Below are 15,298 nucleotides of genomic sequence, written 5' to 3' on the forward strand. Positions count from 1 at the left end.
AAATCTTATTTATTGAAATTGATGTCCCATGCTGGAATGTCTTCGCCCTTGTAAAGTTTCTTTAAAAGATCCTTAGTAGCTTGAGTTTGGTAAGCCTTTACAACCTTCTTGTAGTACTTGTTGTTTGCTTCACTCTTGTTTGCTGAAATGATGTTGATATATGGGATTGCTGATTTGTTAGTTGGTTCCTTGAATAATGCATCTTTTGAGCTTAAGTTTGAATCTAAAGCAAAGTTACCGTTAACAACTGCAGCGTCTTCATCAGATAGAGCTCTTGGAGTTTGCGCAGCATCTAGAGGAACAATCTTTAAGTGTTTCTTGTTTTCAGTAATGTCACTTGGAGTTGGTAATGAGGTGTTTTTTAGCTTGATTAGACCGGCACTAGCAAGTAGCTTTAATCCACGAGCTTCATTAGTAACGTCGTTAGCAATCGCAACTGACGCACCATCTTTAAGATCCTTTAGGCTTGAAACCTTCTTGGAGTAAAGAGTTAATGGAGTGAAGATTGTCTTACCAATAGAAACAATCTTAGTATGGTGAGCAGTGTTCCAGTTGTCTTGGAATGCATAGTTTTGGAATGCGTTAATGTCTACTTCTTTATTAGTTAAAGCATTGTTTGGTTGTGAGTAATCTGTGAATTGAACTAGTTGTAGATCAACACCTTCTTTTTTAACACGTTGTTGAACAGCTTTCCAAACACGTGTATCTCCACCCATGATACCAATCTTAACTGTGTGTCCTGAATCCTTACCACAACTTGCTAAAAGGGTTAGTGGTAATACCAATAAAAATGTAAAAGCTAATAATAATTTCTTGTAATTCTTCTTCATAAGAATAACCTCCTAAAAAAATAAATGTATGTAACGGAATATTTAACTTAGCCAACAAAAAAACTCCGCTTCTAGATTAAATCTAGAAACGGAGTCCCGTGGTACCATTCTAATTTAGTGAAAGCTTACACTCCCACCCTCAATAACGTCTATATAAACGCGTGCAATTAATAATGGTTGCCACCCCATCATCGCTTAATTATCAGCGATGCCAAATTACAGGCCATATTCATTATCTTCTGATTCATTCACTTTCAGCAAACGTGAACTCTCTGCGCAATCATTGGATAACTACTCTCCTGATCATCTTGTTTTATTCGTATCGGTTAAGTTGTTTTATATATTACACTCATTTTTTAATATTGCAACATGTTTTTATCATTATTTTTTAATTTAATATTTTCTTAATAAATAAAAAAAGAGCCCAATCAAGGCTCTTTTAGCGTTTTATAGTAATCTAACATTCTGAGAAAATAGTAATTCAATGATTAAAATCAATACATCAACTGCTACAAAGAAACCGATGAAAGCAAAAAATGTAAGGCGAATTGCTTGTAAACGCTTCTTTAAAACATCTCCGGTAAATTCACCATGTTTCTTTTCTAAACTAGGTAGTTTTAATCCTAGGTAGATGTAAATGGCTTCTAGTATAAATAACACAATAATTAGATAGTTATTAGCCATTTCTGGAAAAATAATGCTTAGAACAAACGCAGTAGCAACAATTGCTAAGATTACATATTGACCGGTAACTACGTTTAACTTCTTTTCACCTGACTTAAATGCTTCGATTTGTCTCTTATCTCCGGCAAATGAATCAAGTGTCTTTTTGTTGATGCTCTTATTCAACATGTGAATTTTTGGTAGCGTTTCGTAGGCACCGAATAGTAATAGTGCGATCACAACAAAAAATAAAATTAAATAAATAACAGTATCCATTATCAGTCCTGCTTTCTTTATGTAATGACTTTATTATGTCATTTTTTATTCAATAAAAAAAGCTGAATGTTTCTATATCAGCCTTTCTTAATACTATCTTAAATATTTGTCAAACCATTCATAGATGTCGGATAGTCGTTTGATTCTTAGGTTTGGTAATCCGTTTCTAGAAAATCCATGAAAGGATTGTGGATAACGAATGTAGTCCACTGGCGTTCCGGTTTGCTTAATTGCCGTGAATAATGCTTCACTTTGGTTAACTGGACAGCGCATATCGAATTCCCCGTGTTGAATTCTAGTGGGCGTCTTCACGTTGTGGGCGTACTTCAATGGCGAGCAGTCCCAGTAGTATTCCAATCCGCCCTCATCGTATAAATCCTTGCCAAGTTCTTTTCTAATGAAACGAACGCCAATGTCAGACGTCCCATATAATGAATGCCAATCAGATACAGGACGTTGTACGATTGCAGCGTTGAAACGGACAGTATGACCAATTGCCCAGCTAGACATGAAACCGCCATATGATCCACCTGCGATAAATGTGTTTTGCTCATCTAAATCAGCAAATTGACTTAACGCAGCATCCAGTCCTGATTGAACATCAGCAAAATCTTCCTGACCATATCTTCCAATGACGCCAGTTTCAAATTGCTGACCATAACTGGTAGAACCACGTGGGTTAACGTAGACGACGGCATAACCGCGACTAGCAAGCACTTGGAATTCATGGAAGAAACTTTCACCGTAGTTAGCTTGTGGCCCACCATGGACGTACAGAATCACTGGAAGATGGTTAGAACTACCAGTGTACTTCAATACCCATCCCTCTATGGTAGTCTTACCATCCTTGGATGGTGTTTTAAAAGGTGTCACGTCAGCATAGTCATGTTGTGCTGAGAAATTAGCATTAGGGTCAAACTTCACATCTAGCTGTTGGTCAACTAATTGGACTAATTGACTTGGTGTAGTGGGTGTTGAAAGACTGAAGTAGACCTCACCATCAATGGCTGTTAAATCAACAACATGACAGTGGCCTTCAAATAGTTTTGTGATGTCGTGACCGTTGTATTCAAAGACAACACTATGGCCGTGAGTCACACCACTAAAGACAAAGTTAGTGTCCGACATCCAAACTAGATGGCTGCCCTCATTTTGAACGAAGTCAGCAGTAATTGAACCAAATACTTCTCCATCGAAGTCACCTGTAACGATGTTTAACTTATCTTTTTCCTTATCAAAAATATATAGATTATTGACGGTCGCATTTGGATACTTGGCATCGTTTCCAACGACCGCAATCTTTTGCCCGTCTGGTGAATAACTAGCGTAACTAAATTCACCCTTTTCGATACTTTCTGTAACCTGTTTTTCAGAATCCTTAGTTAAATCCACATCATAGACTGCCCTAGTTTCATCTGATTCAGTTTCCAGTGTTGGCTTAGTTGGTTTAATTACCAACAATCGATTTTGCTTAGCATTCGCATCTTGCAAGCTTAAATCATACTTGGAGCTATAAACAGCGTTTTTTTGATTCATTTTAATATTATATCGATAGATGATGTTGGTAGCTTGATCATCCACCCAACCGATACCGTCATGACGATTTTCAAAACGATGAATTCTTCTAGTTTCTGGGAATTTGGCAGTTTCAAATTTTGCAGGAATCTTACTATCCGATGATTGATAGAAAATGGTTTGACCATCTTTTCCACTAACCAATTTAGATATATTAGCATCCTTGGTGAGTTGTTCTGCACTACCCCCAAATAGTGGCATCCTCATTAAGTCCTTATTATGTAGATAGACTAGGTAATCGCCCACTTGTATCGGATTAGTATTTTTTCCACCATTGGTCCATTTCTTTACTTCGTTCTTGTTGTTAATGCTGACAATGTCAGCAAAATAGGTATTTTCTTGCTTATCGACACGATTTAAAACCGCAAAAATATTTCCATTAATAGCAGTTAATTGTGTAATGGATTTCAATTCAAATAAGTCATTTGATTCTATTTTTTTATTCATTAACAACGCCTCTTTTCAATTTAAGTCTAGTATTAAGTTTTATCGTCATAAATGCAATAAAAAAGCCCTAACAATGTTAGGACTTAGTTCGTTTTTGATTTTTAAATTGCTCTGTGATGACAAATGACGTAATTGGAATTGTGATGATGACACCAATTAGTGAGAATAAGATAATGATGAACTCAGCATCAAATACCTTATCATTTAAAATATCACCCAATGAATATGACAATCCGTGGAACCAGACAAATAATGATAATGATCCACCGAATAATCCAAAGAACAAAGTATTCAATGTTGTTCCGATAATTTGTTTCCCAACATAGACACCATCAAAGAACAAACGGTTTGGTTTAATGTCCGGATGTTGTTCCTTGATTTCATCTAACCCAGACGCAATCGCCATGGTTGCTTCGGCAATCGCACCCAGCGTGCTTAGAATGGCTGTCGAAATGGCGATATCAATGAAACTAATTCCGATAGGTAAAGATAAACCTTCTAGGTCATCGCTATCTTCTAAGCCAAATCCTTGAACCTGTGCCCAGTGTTCTACTGGCACAATCAATAAAACAAGTGCTAAAAGTACCAATACAGAAGCGATAAAAGCTAACCGACTGGTCTCATCATTGGTTCCGCTCAAGAAGATTGTCAAGGCAAGAAGAATTACTCCAGCAATCAATGTAACAACAATTGGTGGAAAGTGAAATGCCATCAAGACAATTGCAAAGAATAAGAAGCCAAAGTTAAGCAATAAACTTAGGAATGATTGAAATCCTTGTTTTCCCCCTACTAATACCATTAGCACTAGTAGCACAAGACCTAAAACAATAATTGCACTCATTATTTACGCCTCTTTTCTGCAAAAAAACTGGTTAATCCACTGGCAACGGGAACTGCTAACACAATTCCAATACCACTGATTAGACTTTGCACCATCCCCAATGACATGTTCATTGAAAATGAGTATCCCCAACTGTTTCCGTTTTTTAAGAATAGAAGTGTCATCGACAAAGTTTCTCCCATAAAAATGAAGAATAAAACGTTAATTAATGGTCCCATGATTGATTTACCAATGTTTCGACCTGACAAGAAAAGTTGTTTTCTTGAAACGTCAGGTCGTTCCATTTTCAACGCGAATAATGAAGAAATGATATCGGTTGATTCATCCATAACTGCACCTAATGATCCGATGATGGTCTCAGCTAAAAACAATGGTCGTGGAGGCTGAGTAACATATTGCATCGATTCATAGAAAATTCCCTTTTCATGTGTAAATTTAAAAACGATTAAGCTGATAATAATCGAAAGAAAAGTACATGCCACAGTCGAAGCAAGTGTCACAAACATTTGACGATTCCAACCAATTACTAACCAAAGCGTAATCGCGGAAAAAAGTACTGCCAGAATCGAAAAAATCCATAAAACGTTAGATCCGTTATTAAATCCGTCAAAGTATAGTGCCACCATGAACAAGATGGTATTAATAATAATACTTCCGATGGCCGTGATTCCCGCCATTTTAAGGAAGATAAACATCAAGGCAATTGCTAAATAGATTAAAAAGACCACGGGTGTATCTCGCTTGGCATCTCTAATCGTGCTTTCACCTTGTCCGTGTAAGACCACAAAGGCTTTTTGGCCGACTTTATACTTCTTATCCATCGCCTTAGAGTCTGTATATGTATTGTTTAAAGTAATGTGTTCACCCTTATGCTTTCCATTGGTGATTACTCCACTAAGTTTTTGTACATAACTGTGATCAACATTTTGAAAAGTATCAATCTCCTTATTCTTACTAAGTTCTTCTACTTTTTGAATCTGCATAATTGGTTGAGTATATAAAAAGTCATCATGACTAACAAAAAACATTAAAGCCACTCCAATTAATGCAAAAATCCCCACCATTTTGATGGGGAATTTTTTCAATAAATTACCCAAAATAATTCCTTCTTAATTATCAAATTTTGAACCTAAAATTTCCATTTTTAGTCATTTTAACACACTTTAATTAAATAAATCTTAAATGGCTCCATCATGCAAGCTTATGCCGTTTAAAACCGGCAAATCGGCATTTTGCGCATGTAACTTATTTGACACATAACATTTTTCTTTGTAATAATAGTATCTATGCTTTAAATAAACTACAATTTCAAGGAGGAAGATCATGACCAAAAAAGTTGAAGTTAAACATCTAACCAAGATTTTCGGTCGTCATGTTGGTCGTGCTAAAGAAATGATCAACGAAGGAAAATCCAAAGATGAAATTTTAGCTAAAACTAACAGCGTTGTTGGTGTTCACGATGCCAACTTCGATGTTAACGAAAATGAAATCTTTGTTATCATGGGACTTTCCGGAAGTGGTAAGTCTACTTTAATTAGAATGTTAAACCGTTTATATGAACCAACTGATGGTGAAATTCTATTAGACGGAGAAAGCATTACTAAATTCGATAAGAAAGAATTACGTGATTTTAGACGTAAGAAAATGAGTATGGTATTCCAAAACTTTGCTCTATTCCCTAACAGAACCATTATCGAAAACACCGCTTACGGTTTGGAAATCCAAGGAGTCGATAAAGAAACTAGACATCAAAAAGCACATGAATGTCTAGAACTAGTTGGCTTACACGGATACGATGATAGATACCCTAACGAATTATCTGGTGGACAACAACAACGTGTTGGATTAGCTCGTGGTTTAGCTAATGATCCAGAAATTCTATTGATGGATGAAGCATTCTCAGCATTAGATCCACTTAATAGAAAAGAAATGCAAGACGAATTGCTAGATTTACAATCACACTTAAAGAAGACTATCATCTTCATCTCACATGACTTAAACGAATCCCTACGTATTGGTGATCGTATTATGATTATGCGTGATGGTGAAATTGTTCAAATCGGTTCACCAGAAGATATCTTACAACACCCTAAGAATGATTATGTTGAAAAATTCATTGAAGGCGTGGACAGAACCAAGATTCTTACTGCTAGCCGCGTTATGATTAGACCAGATGTTATTAACATCGAAAAAGACGGTCCAAGAACCGCTCTAAGATTAATGAAGGACAACCACAACTCAAGTGTTTACGTTGTTGATTCAGAACATCACTTCAAGGGACTAATTGATGCTAAGGATGTTATCAAGCAAATCGAAGATGACAAACGTGACCTTCAATCAATTCTTAAAACAGATGTTCCAACAACCACACCTGATACACCTATTAAGTCACTATTAAACGACATTTCCAAGACTTCAGTACCTTTTGCGGTATTGGATGACAATGATCGACTACTAGGAATTATCATTAGAAGTTCCGTATTAGGCGCAATTTCTGGAAACGAGGTGCAAAATAATGGCTAATTTATTTTCTTTAACTATGCAACCAATTCCATTCGCAGATTGGATTAACAAGTTTGTTAACTGGTTAACTCAATTTGTTGGTTTCTTCAACGGTATCACTGATTTTATTGGTGCCATCGTTAACTCATTCCAATGGGTATTTGATTTACTACCTGTTTGGTTATTCATCGTATTAGTCTTAGGTATTACTTACTGGGCATTGCATGACAGCAAGCACTGGGGACTAATGATTTTTGAACTTATCGGTCTTGTATTAATTTACAACCAAGGTTACTGGAGAGATATGACTCAAACATTAACACTAGTTCTTACTTCTAGTTTAATTATCGTTGTTATCGGTATTCCTCTGGGAATCTGGATGGCAAAGAGCCACACCGTTAAGGTAATCGTTAAACCAATTCTAGACTTTATGCAAACAATGCCTGCTTTCGTTTACCTAATTCCTGCCGTTGCTTTATTCGGTATTGGAATGGTACCCGGAGTTATTGCTTCTGTTATTTTCTCACTACCTCCAGTAGTTAGAATGACTAACTTAGGAATTGAACAAGTTCCTACTGATCTAATTGAAGCTGCTGATTCATTCGGTTCAACTGGTTGGCAAAAGCTAATCAAGGTTGAATTACCAATTGCTAAGAACACATTAATGTCTGGTGTTAATCAAGGTATGATGCTTGCTTTATCAATGGTAGTTATCGCTTCAATGATTGGTGCCGTTGGTCTTGGTTCAGAAGTTTACTTCGCCGTTGGTAGAAATAACGCTGGTTCAGGTTTCACTGCTGGTTTTGCAATCGTAATTCTAGCAATTATCCTAGACCGTGTTACACAAGCCTTTAATAAGAACAAAAAACACTAATTAGGAGGATTTAAATGAGAAAGAAAACTAGATATGTTTTAGCAACATTAACCATGTTTCTTATGGCAACAGTTCTAACTGCTTGTAGTAGTTTAACTTCTCCATACAATCCTCATAAGAAGTTAGGTCCTCAAATCAATTACACCATCACTGGTATTGATGCCGGGGCTGGTATTATGGCTTCTACACAAAATGCGTTAAAGGAATATCCTTTAGCACAAAACAAGTGGCAACTACAAACTAGTTCAACTGCTGCAATGACTTCTACATTAGCTAAAGCAATTAAGTACAAACAACCAATCGTAGTTACCGGATGGCAACCACATTGGATGTTCAAGAAGTTCCCTCTTAAGTTCCTAAAGGATCCTAAGAATGTTTATGGTTCTTCAGAACAAATCCACACAATTGCTAGAAAGGGTCTCGCCAAGGATAATCCTGGTGCTTACAAGATTCTAAAGCAATTCCACTGGACTCCATCTCAAATGTCAGACGTAATGCTACAAACTAATGCTGGTGTTGACCCTAAGGTCGCTGCTGACAACTTTATCAAGAAGAACCCTAAGTTATACCAAGAATGGACTAAGGGTGCTGCTAAAGGTAATGGTAAAGCAGTTAAGTTAACTTACGTTGCTTGGGATTCAGAAATCGCATCAACTAATGTGATGGCTGAAGTTCTAAACAAGATGGGTTACAAGGCAACTATCCAAGCACTTGAAATGCAACCAATGTGGGCATCAATCGCAACTAACGCTGCCGATGCTTCACTATCAGCTTGGTTACCTAACACTGCCGGTTTATACTTGAAACAATACAAGGATAAAATCGACGATGTTGGTCCAAACTTGAATGGTGCTAAAGTTGGTTTAGCTGTTCCTAAGTACATGAAGAACATCAATTCAATCGAAGATTTAATCAACAAATAATAATAATAAAGAAAAGCTATTCTATTAACTTTAGAATAGCTTTTTTATATACTAGGGATATAGCAAAAAAATAAACGTAAATGAGGTGTCAAAATGAGTAATGACAAGATTAACGAATCACTAATCAAAGACGACTTCTATCAAGCCGTTAACGGTGAATGGGTTAAGAATGCAACCATTCCATCGGACCACTCTTCAACCGGTGGTTTCATGGACCTAGTCGATAATATCGATAAAACTTTAATGAATGACTTTGACGCCCTACTTGATGGATCAATGCAACCATCAAATGACGATATGCAAGAATTCAAGAAGTTATACGATTTAGCAATGGACTTTGATAAGCGTGAACAAGATGGTGCCAAACCACTTAAAGCCACCCTTCAAAGAATTGAAGACGTTAAATCATTCGAAGATTTAAACCAGCAACTAGCTGATTGGACTCTATCCGGTTTACCCCTACCTTTTGGTTTCGGCATTGAAGCAGACATGAAGAACGCCAAGTACAACGCATTATATGCAAGTGGTGCTTCAACCTTCCTACCGGATAAGACTTACTATGACAAACAAAACCCGGCTGGTGCCAAACTAATGCCAGTTTTCCGTGACATGATGAAAAAACTATTAACGATGGTTGGCTATGATGAACAACAATCCAAAAACATTGTTGATGCTGCCGAAGAGTTCGATAGAACCATCGCACCACACGTTAAATCAGCCGAAGAAAATGCTGACTTCACCAAGATGTACAACCCAATGAACTACATTGACTTAGCAAGTCAAATTGACAAGTTCGATATGGATAACTACGTAACTGGTCTAATTGGCCAAGTCCCTGATCAAGTTATCGTGACTGAACCAGACTACTTCAAGGCATTCAATGAAATCGTCAATGACGATACCTTCACCAAGATGAAGAATTGGATGATTGTTAAGGTTGTTAAGGGTTCTGCTGGTCTATTATCAGAAGAATTCCGTCAAATCGGTGGTACATTCTCCCGAACTCTATCTGGAAAAAAAGAAGCTACTAAACCCAAAAAAGCTGCTTTTTATCTAGCATCTGGTCTATTTGATCAAGTGGTTGGAGACTACTATGGCCATAAATATTTTGGTGAGAAAGCCAAACAAGACGTCCACGACATGGTCGTTAAGATGATTAATGTTTATGAAAAACGCTTATCAGAAAATGATTGGTTAAGTGAAGATACAAAGAAAATGGCCATTACTAAACTAAAAGCATTAGCTATCCATGTTGGTTATCCTGATGCAATTAACCCACTTTACCACCAATTCAAAGTAAAAGGTAAAGAAGAAGGCGGCGACTTATACACTAACGTTGAAAATATCGATAAAATTATTACTAAGGATAAGTTCAGTAAATGGAATCAACCTGTTGATAAAAGCATTTGGGACATGAGCGCTAATACAGTTAATGCTTACTACTCACCATTAGAAAATGTCATTGTCTTTCCAGCTGCCATCTTGCAGGCACCTTTCTATAGTCTAGATCAATCATCAAGTCAAAACTTTGGTGGTATCGGTGCCGTAATTGCACATGAGATTTCTCACGCTTTTGATAATAACGGTTGTCAATTTGACCAATATGGTAACCTAAATAACTGGTGGACTAAAGAAGATCATGAACATTTCGATTCATTAGCCGAAAATATGATCAAGGAATTTGATGGTTTGGAATTTGCCGGTCAAAAGGTCAATGGTAAGTTGACTGTTTCAGAAAACATTGCTGATGCTGGTGGTTTAAGTTGTGCACTAGAAGCTGCTAAAGGTGAACCAGACGTAAGTTTACGTGACTTTTTCATCAACTGGGCCACTATCTGGCGTACCAAATCAACTGAACAATACAAACAATTACTACTATCAATCGACGTGCACGCTCCAAGCGAACTTAGAGCACAAATCCAAGTTAAGAATCTAGAAGACTTCTACAAGACCTTCGACGTTCAACCCGGTGATGGAATGTACTTGGATGAAGATAAACGAGTAAATATTTGGTAATAAAAAAGACCTGACAAACGTCAGGCCTTTTTATTTTTGTTTTATTTCTTAGTGTTCTTAAGCATTAATGCCATTGCTAAACCGAATAGTTCGATTACAAAGAAAGTAATAAATACAACATGGAAACCACCCATTTGGGCAATTGCATGGCTCATTCCTTTAGCAATATTGTTATTCATCACGTTAGATAAAATCAAGGTAGCAACTAATACACCAGTTGATCCCAGAATTTGTCTAAATGTTGAAATAACCGCTGTACCATCTGAGATTAAATCATTTGGTAAAGAGTTAGCACCCATTGTGACTGCAGGCATCATCACAAAGGCATTTCCACCTTCAATAATAGCTGCAATTATCATCATTGGAACTAAACCAAGTGTAGCACCGGTGATGCTCAATACTAACCATCCAGCTAGAATCATGAACATTCCTGTTAGCATAGTTGACTTAAAACCAATCTTATCTGCTAATTTACCAGTTAATGGATTTAATAAACTCAAAACGATAGCACCAGGAGCCAGTGCTAGACCAGAAACTGTCTTACTTACTCCTAATACATCTTGGTAGTAAAGTGGAAAAATGATTGTAACAACAATCAACGCAATGTATGAAGCACCAGTTAAACCGACTGATAAGTCGTAGTTAAAGTCTTTCAAAACTCTTAATTGTAGTAGTGGTTGATCCATCTTGAATTGACGAATTGCAAACATAGCAACCATTAAGATACTTACGACTAAAATAATAATAGCTTCAGTCAAATCAATGTTGGTTTTACCAATCATATTAACCACATATAGGATACCAATCAAACCTACTGATAGGATGACTGATGGGAAATCTAGGTGACTTTCCTTTTGTGGCATCACGTTCTTAATGGCGAATAGTGAAATTACAAATAGAGCTGAAATGATGACAGCAAAGACAATGAATAATCCACGCCAAGCTGAGAAGTGTAGGACAATTGCTGAAAGAATTGGACCACAAGCAAGTGCTGACCCCATGATTAGACCAGCAAATCCCATGGTAGTCCCCCTTTTTTCTTCAGGCGTAATGTATAACAATACTGATTGATATGATGGAAACAAAATACCAACAGCAATTGCTTCCATTGCACGACCTAACATCATTACTGGAAAGTTAGGTGCAACTACAACAATTAAAGTTCCAATATCAAAAATTGCTAAAATCAATAAGAATAATTGCTTAAACTTAACATTGTTAAGTAACCATGGACTAACTGGCATCATGACACACATGATTAGCATGAATCCAGTAGTTAACCATTGAACAGTTGAGGCATCAATTCCAAATGAGCTCATTAACGTAGGATAAGCGGTTGAAATTGATGATTGGCTCATTGACATTGTAAAACTACCTAATAGTAATACAATGACGAACAAAAAACGATTGTAGGGTTTTCCACTTAAATCGTAATTCTTCAAAACCTTCATCTCCTAATTTAGAATGATTATAAATTAATACTTTTTCTATTTTATCGATTTAGGTTTAATAAGTAAACTATTTTGCTTTACTTAATTTTCATCGAACAAGAACCTAGCAATGATGTGATCAACAAAAATGTTATGATGCAAACGACTATGTTGACCATTTACCCCATTGACCGGAATTTCTTCGTAGTTCTTAACACGTTTTCCAATCAAATACTTCAATGATTTAGCTGAAGCAACTGAAACAACTCCATCTGAATCTTGTTTTGAATTATCATTTCCATAAATATTCAATACGGAAACATCCTTAGGAAAGTCCTTACAGTCGTTTAATAGTGTTTGATATGATGGGAACCACTTATTTGATTCTGAGTAAATCATTGGTTTACCTTGTGAATCAACATAGTTATCTGTCCCCATACTGCTTAGTTTGATAACACCATCATATGGTCCGGCAATTGAAATAAACTTCTGTAGTTTTGGCATATCTTCATCTTTATCGTACTTAGCAGCTGTATCTAAGATAGTAACGGCTCCAGTAGAGTGCCCAACAGCGTTGTAGTACTTAAATCCATAGTGATCTCTTAGTCTCAATAGAATTTCATGTAGCCAGCTTACTTGTTTGTCCACTGGTGTAAACTTCTTTTGGAAAATAACTTGAATAATTGGCTTTCTGGTATCTAATTGAAGTTTTCCTTTATAATCAATATTACCGTCCTTATCCACTAAAATTACTAATGAACGATTACCTCCATCACGTGATGCAATCGTTGCCAAGTGGTTAGTAGATCTTCTAGATCCACCCAACCCGTGGACATACAATGTTGGTGTGTTTTGACCACCTCCAGATGATCGAGACATTAATAGGTTGTCACTTCTAATCGCAAAGAAGACTGCGAAAAACGCAACAATTAAAGTCACGATAATCAAAATAATATTGGTCTTAGCTGTTTTACTCAAGATGATTCTCCTCTCTTTTCTTCTAACCTCTATCATACTAGAAAATCATAAAATTTACATCCTTAATTGCGTGTATTAATTAGCCAAATCTAGTAATTTGTAGTAGATTATAACTATAAACTAAATATGAACGAATAAAGGAGAATTTATTTTGATTACACTTAAATCACCACGCGAAATCGAAATGATGGCCAAATCTGGAGAAGTCTTAGCTGGCGTTCACCTTGGCTTACGTGACATGATCAAACCAGGTTTAGATACTTGGGAAATCGAAGAATTTGCAGACAAATACATTAAAGAACATGGTGCCAAAGCATCAGAAAAAGGATTTGAAGGATACAAATTTGCTACTTGTGTATCTGTTAATGACGAAGTGGCTCATGGAATCCCTCGTAAAGGTCTAAAACTCAAAGATGGTGACATTGTTAAGGTCGATATGACTGTTAACAAAGATGGTTTTGAAAGCGATTCTTGCTGGACTTATGCAGTTGGAAACATTTCAGAAGAAAATCAAAAGCTAATGGACGTATGTAAGGAAGCTTTATACCGTGGTATCGACCAAGCCGTTGTCGGCAACCGCTTAGGTGATATTGGTTTTGCTTGCCAAGACTTCATCGAAAACCAAAACCACATGGGAGACGTTCGTGAATTAATCGGACACGGAATTCAGCCTACCATGCATGAACAACCAAACGTTCCTGCTTACGGCGAACCTGGTAAAGGCCTTCGTCTAAAAGAAGGTATGACTATTACCATTGAACCAATGGTTAACCTAGGGACTTGGGAAATCACTGACAGATACGACGCTAAGGACGACTGGACTTACTACGTATCATCAGATGGTACTAACTCAGCTCAATACGAACACACAATTGCCATCACCAAAGATGGTCCAAAGATTTTAACCTCTCAAGGTGACGAAATCGATGAAAAGTACAAACTATAAGAAATAAAAAAGACTCGTAAGAATTATCTTACGAGTCTTTTTTTATTTGATTTATACCAAACCATTTACACAGTGTTCAGGTTCTTTACCCTTCAACACAAGATTTACTTCACTACTTGCCATGTTAGAAATCTTAGTAAATGATTCTACTGAGAATCCTGAGTTATGTGGTGTCATGAAGACGTTTGGTAATTTTCTTAGTTCACTATCCATTGGAAGTGGTTCTTGTTCAAACACATCTAGACCAGCCCCGGCAATTTCACCAGACTTCAAAGCTTCAATCATATCTTGTTCGTTAATCACTGCACCTCTGGCGAAGTTAACGATAAATGCTGAATTCTTCATCATCTTGAATGTTTCCTTATTAACAGAACCTATAGTTCCCTTCACTGCTGGTAGATGTAGTGAAACAAAATCGGAACGTTTGAATAATTCATCCCATTCAACAAATTCACCATATTCTGAAGTCTTAGGACTTCTGTTCCAGATTAGTGTATTAACTCCGAAACCTGAAAGCATCTTGGCAGCTTGTTGACCAATATTTCCATAACCAACAATTCCAATTGTCTTACCCTTAATATCATGTGATGGATGATGGAATGCGTATGAATCATCACCTTCATGCATTTTTTGAGAAACTGTGTATAGATTCTTAGATAAAATTAAGATATCAGTAACGGCACATTCAGCAACTGCTACTTCATTTCCACCTGGTGTATTGGTAACATAAATTCCGCGTTCTTTACAGTGGTTTAAATCAACATTATCGTATCCCACACCAAAACGCGCAATCACCTTTAGATTGGGCATTTGGTCGATAGTATCATTGCTCAATGGAGTTGCATTAAGCACCATGCCATCTGCATCTTTATGTTGAAGTAGTGTTTCTGCATATTGATCTTCTAATTCCACTACTTCAAAACCATAATCCCTAAGTGGTTCACCTAAATAATGAGCGAATTCTTTAGGAATGATTACTTTTTTATCCATTTTCTCT

Annotated in this window: 13 protein-coding genes and 1 other annotated feature; of the genes, 5 read left to right on the forward strand and 8 right to left on the reverse strand. The window is 36.7% G+C overall.

All coding sequences use genetic code 11. The annotated features are described in order from the left end of the window. Positions 1-5: 5 nt before the first annotated feature. The 5 genes from FD688_RS04885 to FD688_RS04905 form a co-directional block, all read right to left on the reverse strand. Positions 6-830 (reverse strand): MetQ/NlpA family ABC transporter substrate-binding protein, encoded by an 825-nt coding sequence (locus FD688_RS04885; RefSeq protein ID WP_138742028.1) that lies wholly within the window; start codon positions 828-830, stop codon positions 6-8. A gap of 81 nt (positions 831-911) precedes the next feature. Then, positions 912-1,146: a binding site (T-box leader), on the reverse strand. Positions 1,147-1,277: 131 nt separating this feature from the next. Then, complete coding sequence (locus FD688_RS04890; RefSeq protein WP_190242911.1) at positions 1,278-1,733, reverse strand: hypothetical protein; 456 nt, start codon at positions 1,731-1,733, stop codon at positions 1,278-1,280. A gap of 129 nt (positions 1,734-1,862) precedes the next feature. Next, positions 1,863-3,791 (reverse strand): alpha/beta hydrolase family protein, encoded by a 1,929-nt coding sequence (locus FD688_RS04895; RefSeq protein ID WP_138742030.1) that lies wholly within the window; start codon positions 3,789-3,791, stop codon positions 1,863-1,865. A gap of 76 nt (positions 3,792-3,867) precedes the next feature. Then, positions 3,868-4,632, reverse strand: a complete 765-nt coding sequence (locus FD688_RS04900) for a YibE/F family protein (RefSeq protein WP_138742031.1) — start codon at positions 4,630-4,632, stop codon at positions 3,868-3,870. Then, positions 4,632-5,660 (reverse strand): YibE/F family protein, encoded by a 1,029-nt coding sequence (locus FD688_RS04905; protein ID WP_225426108.1) that lies wholly within the window; start codon positions 5,658-5,660, stop codon positions 4,632-4,634. Before FD688_RS04905 ends, FD688_RS04900 begins: the two co-directional genes overlap by 1 nt. Positions 5,661-5,955: 295 nt before the next feature. Here FD688_RS04905 and FD688_RS04910 point away from each other — a divergent pair, with 295 nt between their 5' ends. The 4 genes from FD688_RS04910 to FD688_RS04925 all read left to right on the forward strand — a co-directional run bounded on the left by FD688_RS04910 (position 5,956) and on the right by FD688_RS04925 (position 10,947). After that, positions 5,956-7,155, forward strand: a complete 1,200-nt coding sequence (locus tag FD688_RS04910) for a quaternary amine ABC transporter ATP-binding protein (protein WP_138742032.1) — start codon at positions 5,956-5,958, stop codon at positions 7,153-7,155. After that, a complete protein-coding gene (locus FD688_RS04915; protein WP_138742033.1) occupies positions 7,148-8,008 on the forward strand; it encodes an ABC transporter permease in 861 nt (286 codons plus the stop codon). The genes FD688_RS04910 and FD688_RS04915 overlap by 8 nt, the downstream gene beginning before the upstream one ends. 14 nt (positions 8,009-8,022) lie before the next feature. After that, positions 8,023-8,931, forward strand: coding sequence for a glycine betaine ABC transporter substrate-binding protein (locus FD688_RS04920; RefSeq protein ID WP_138742034.1), 909 nt, complete (start codon positions 8,023-8,025; stop codon positions 8,929-8,931). 93 nt (positions 8,932-9,024) lie between these two features. Then, on the forward strand, positions 9,025-10,947 hold the full coding sequence (locus tag FD688_RS04925; RefSeq protein WP_138742035.1) for a M13 family metallopeptidase: 1,923 nt from the start codon (positions 9,025-9,027) through the stop codon (positions 10,945-10,947). A gap of 41 nt (positions 10,948-10,988) precedes the next feature. On the opposite strand, the gene FD688_RS04930 is transcribed toward FD688_RS04925, so the two are convergent. Together FD688_RS04930 and FD688_RS04935 are read right to left on the reverse strand one after the other, a co-directional pair. Then, positions 10,989-12,389 (reverse strand): MFS transporter, encoded by a 1,401-nt coding sequence (locus FD688_RS04930; RefSeq protein ID WP_412174678.1) that lies wholly within the window; start codon positions 12,387-12,389, stop codon positions 10,989-10,991. 90 nt (positions 12,390-12,479) lie between these two features. After that, entirely contained in the window at positions 12,480-13,355 is an 876-nt protein-coding gene (locus tag FD688_RS04935) for an alpha/beta hydrolase (protein ID WP_190242912.1), read from the reverse strand. A 151-nt stretch (positions 13,356-13,506) separates the two neighbouring features. On the opposite strand from FD688_RS04935, the gene map reads away from it, so the two are divergent. Then, positions 13,507-14,301: a type I methionyl aminopeptidase gene (gene map / locus FD688_RS04940; RefSeq protein WP_138742038.1), complete on the forward strand. Its 795-nt coding sequence runs from the start codon at positions 13,507-13,509 to the stop codon at positions 14,299-14,301. A gap of 51 nt (positions 14,302-14,352) precedes the next feature. Here the strand turns inward: map and FD688_RS04945 are convergent, their stop codons facing one another. Then, a complete protein-coding gene (locus tag FD688_RS04945; RefSeq protein ID WP_190242913.1) occupies positions 14,353-15,291 on the reverse strand; it encodes a phosphoglycerate dehydrogenase in 939 nt (312 codons plus the stop codon). Between the last annotated feature and the right edge of the window lie 7 nt (positions 15,292-15,298).

The sequence above is a fragment of the Apilactobacillus kunkeei genome (genome assembly GCF_005930975.1).
GTDB classification, from domain to species: domain Bacteria; phylum Bacillota; class Bacilli; order Lactobacillales; family Lactobacillaceae; genus Apilactobacillus; species Apilactobacillus kunkeei_E.